The 2,778-nt window shown below is 68.5% G+C and carries 3 protein-coding genes; all 3 read left to right on the plus strand.

All coding sequences use genetic code 11. The features are described 5' to 3' along the window. On the plus strand, positions 1–1,513 hold a 1,513-nt coding region (locus tag BLR95_RS15335), incomplete at its 5' end, for a transposase domain-containing protein (protein ID WP_092622130.1). A 58-nt stretch (positions 1,514–1,571) separates the two neighbouring features. Further along, complete coding sequence (locus BLR95_RS15340) at positions 1,572–2,528, plus strand: AAA family ATPase (protein WP_092622132.1); 957 nt, start codon at positions 1,572–1,574, stop codon at positions 2,526–2,528. Between the two features lie 12 nt (positions 2,529–2,540). Further along, the coding region (locus BLR95_RS15345) for a hypothetical protein (protein ID WP_143131047.1) at positions 2,541–2,778 on the plus strand (238 nt) is incomplete at its 3' end.

Raw genomic sequence — 2,778 nt, forward strand, 5'->3', positions numbered from 1 at the left:
CCGCCAGCACGGTGTTTCGGCCAGTTCCATCTACAACTGGTTCAAGCTGACCGACGGGGTCGAGAGGGCCGACTGGTTGCCGGCCCTGGCGCCGCGCCACGTGGGGCGCACGACGACCACCGAGTGCAGTCCCGAGGCCTGGGAGTTCATCAAAAGCGCCTACCTGCGCCTGGAGCGGCCGACCTGGGAGTCCTGCTACGACCTGTTGGTCCTGGTGGCCCGCGAGAAGGGCTGGACCGTCCCGTCGAGCCGCACCCTGCGGCGGCGGCTGGAGACGGACATCCCCCCGGCGGTGGTGGTGCTGACCCGGCAGGGTGTGGAGGCGGTCAAGCGGATGTTCCCGGCCCTGGAGCGGGACCGCTCGGTCTTCCACGCGCTGGAGGCGGTCAACATGGACGGCCATCGCTGGGACGTCTTCGTGCGCTGGCCCGACGGCGAGGTGTGCCGCCCGAACATGGTGGCCATCCAGGACCTGTATTCCGGGATGTTCCTGTCGTGGCGGGTGGACAAATCCGAGAACCGCGAGGCCGTCCGGCTGACCATCGGGGACATGGTCGAGGAGTACGGCATCCCCGATCACATGTATCTCGACAACGGGCGAGGGTTCGCCTCGAAGTGGATCACCGGCGGCACGCCGACCCGGTACCGCTTCAAGGTGCGCGACGACGAGCCTTCGGGTCTGCTGACCCAACTGGGGGTCGAGGTGCACTGGACCACCCCCTACAGCGGCCAGTCAAAGCCGATCGAGAGGGCGTTCAAGGATTTCTGCGAGCGCATTGCGACTCACCCAGCGTTCCACGGGGCCTGGACCGGCAACAGTGTGGCCAACAAGCCGGAGAACTGCGGCAGCCGAGCCGTGCCCCTCGACGAGTTCCTGAGGATTGTCGGTCAGGGGATCGCCCTGCACAACGCGAAGCCGGGTCGGCGGACGCGCACGGCGGCCGGGCGCTCTCTCCTTGAGACCTTCGAGACGAGCTACGCCGAGGCACCCATCCGCAAGGCGACCGCCGAACAGAAGCGCCTGTGGCTGCTGGCGGCCGAGGAGGTGACCTGCCGGGCCCCTGATGGCGCGATCCACCTGATGGACAACCGGTTCTGGGACGAGGCGTTGCACCGCTTCATCGGCCAGAAGGTCGTCGTCCGGTTCGATCCGCAGGCGCTGCACGACGGTGTGCACGTCTACCGCCGGGACGGGGCCTATGTGGGCTTCGTCGAGTGCCAACACGCCGTCGGCTTCAACGACGTGGCGGCCGCCCAGGAGCAGGCTCGACGGCGGCGGCGCTGGATGCGCGCCACCAAGGAGGCGGCGGCCCTCGAGCGCACGTTGCAGCCCGACGAACTGGCGGCGCTGCTGCCCGAGTTCGAAAAGGCCGAACCACCCGAGACGAAGATCGCCCGGCCGATCTTCGACGGCTCGGCCGCCGTGAAGGTCATGCCGGAGCGAGACGAAGACGAGGACCCCTTCATGCGGTCCTTCAGCGCCGGCGTCGTGAACCTCTTCGAAAAGAGGTAGGGGCGCCCCGCTGCAACGGGGCGCCCCTGGGGAACATCAACAGAGAGAGAAAACTATCATGAGCACCGTTCCAGAGCAAACCGCCATGACCGAGGAGGTGCAGGCCGACCTGCGCCGCCAGATCGAGGGGTTGATCGACAACGAGGGCCTGACCCAGGCGGCCATCGCCAGCGAGGCGGGGATTGCCTACGGCACCTTCACCGGTTGGTACCGGGGAACGTACGGGGGCAACACCGAGAAGATCGCGGGCCAGGTGGTGCGCTGGCTGAAGTCGCGCCAGGAGCGGGCGCGCACGGCCGCCACCCTGCCGACCCCGCCTTCCTTCATCGCCACCAGCACCACCGCGAAGATCACGAGCATTCTGCAGTATGCGCAGATCGCCCCGGACATCGCCGTGATCGCGGGCGACGCCGGAACCTCGAAGACGAGCACCTGCGAGGAGTACTGCCGGACCACCCCGCACGCCTACATGGCGACCATGGACCCCAGTTGCGCCAGCGCCAACGCCATGCTGGCCGAAATCTGCTCGGTGGTGGGGGTGACGGAGCGGCTGTCGACCCGTTTGAGCCGGGCGATCGGCGAGCAGCTGCGGGGGCGTAGTGCCCTGTTGATCATCGACGAGGCGCAGCACCTGAGCGTGCAGGCACTCGAGCAGCTGCGGAGCCTCCATGACAAGCATGGGCTGGGCCTCGCCCTGGTGGGGAACGTGTCGATCTATTCGCGCATCGACGGGGGGCGCACGGCCACCTTCGCCCAGCTGTTCAGTCGGGTCGGTATGAGGCTCACCAAGACCAAGCCCTCGCGGGCCGACGTGGCGGCACTGATCGAGGCCTGGAAGATCGCCGGCGACGAGGAGCGGCAGTTCCTGACCGGGATCGCCCACAAGCCGGGCGCGCTGAGGCAGATGACCAAGACCATCCGTCTGGCCTGTGTCGCGGCGGCGGGCGACGGCTCGGCGGTGACCATCGAGCACCTGCGTACCGCCTACGGGCGGCTGGCCATGGACGTGCACTGAAGGGAGGTTCCGATGCTGTCTGAAAACCTGGAAACCCTGGCCGCCGAGATCGACTCCCGGGGTCGGCAGAGCGGTCTGATGATGGCGCCGGCTGCCGTGATCGCGATCTGCGAAGTGCTGCGCGGATGTGCCGAGCAGGCGCGGGCCCTGGAGGGGCGCCCGGTGCCGTTCTGTCAGCGGGGCGAGCCGCCGGCCGAGGTGGTCGATCTGGCCCGGGTGCTGGCGCGGCGCGGGGTGCGCACCGGGCGGC

The sequence above is a fragment of the Roseospirillum parvum genome (assembly GCF_900100455.1).
In the GTDB taxonomy this organism is placed as follows: Bacteria; Pseudomonadota; Alphaproteobacteria; order Rhodospirillales; family Rhodospirillaceae; genus Roseospirillum; species Roseospirillum parvum.

What these genes read in the sequence shown, in the direction of transcription:
- BLR95_RS15340 (WP_092622132.1), top strand. Translation starts at nt 1,572, where the DNA reads ATGAGCACCGTTCCAGAGCAAACCGCCATGACCGAGGAGGTGCAGGCC.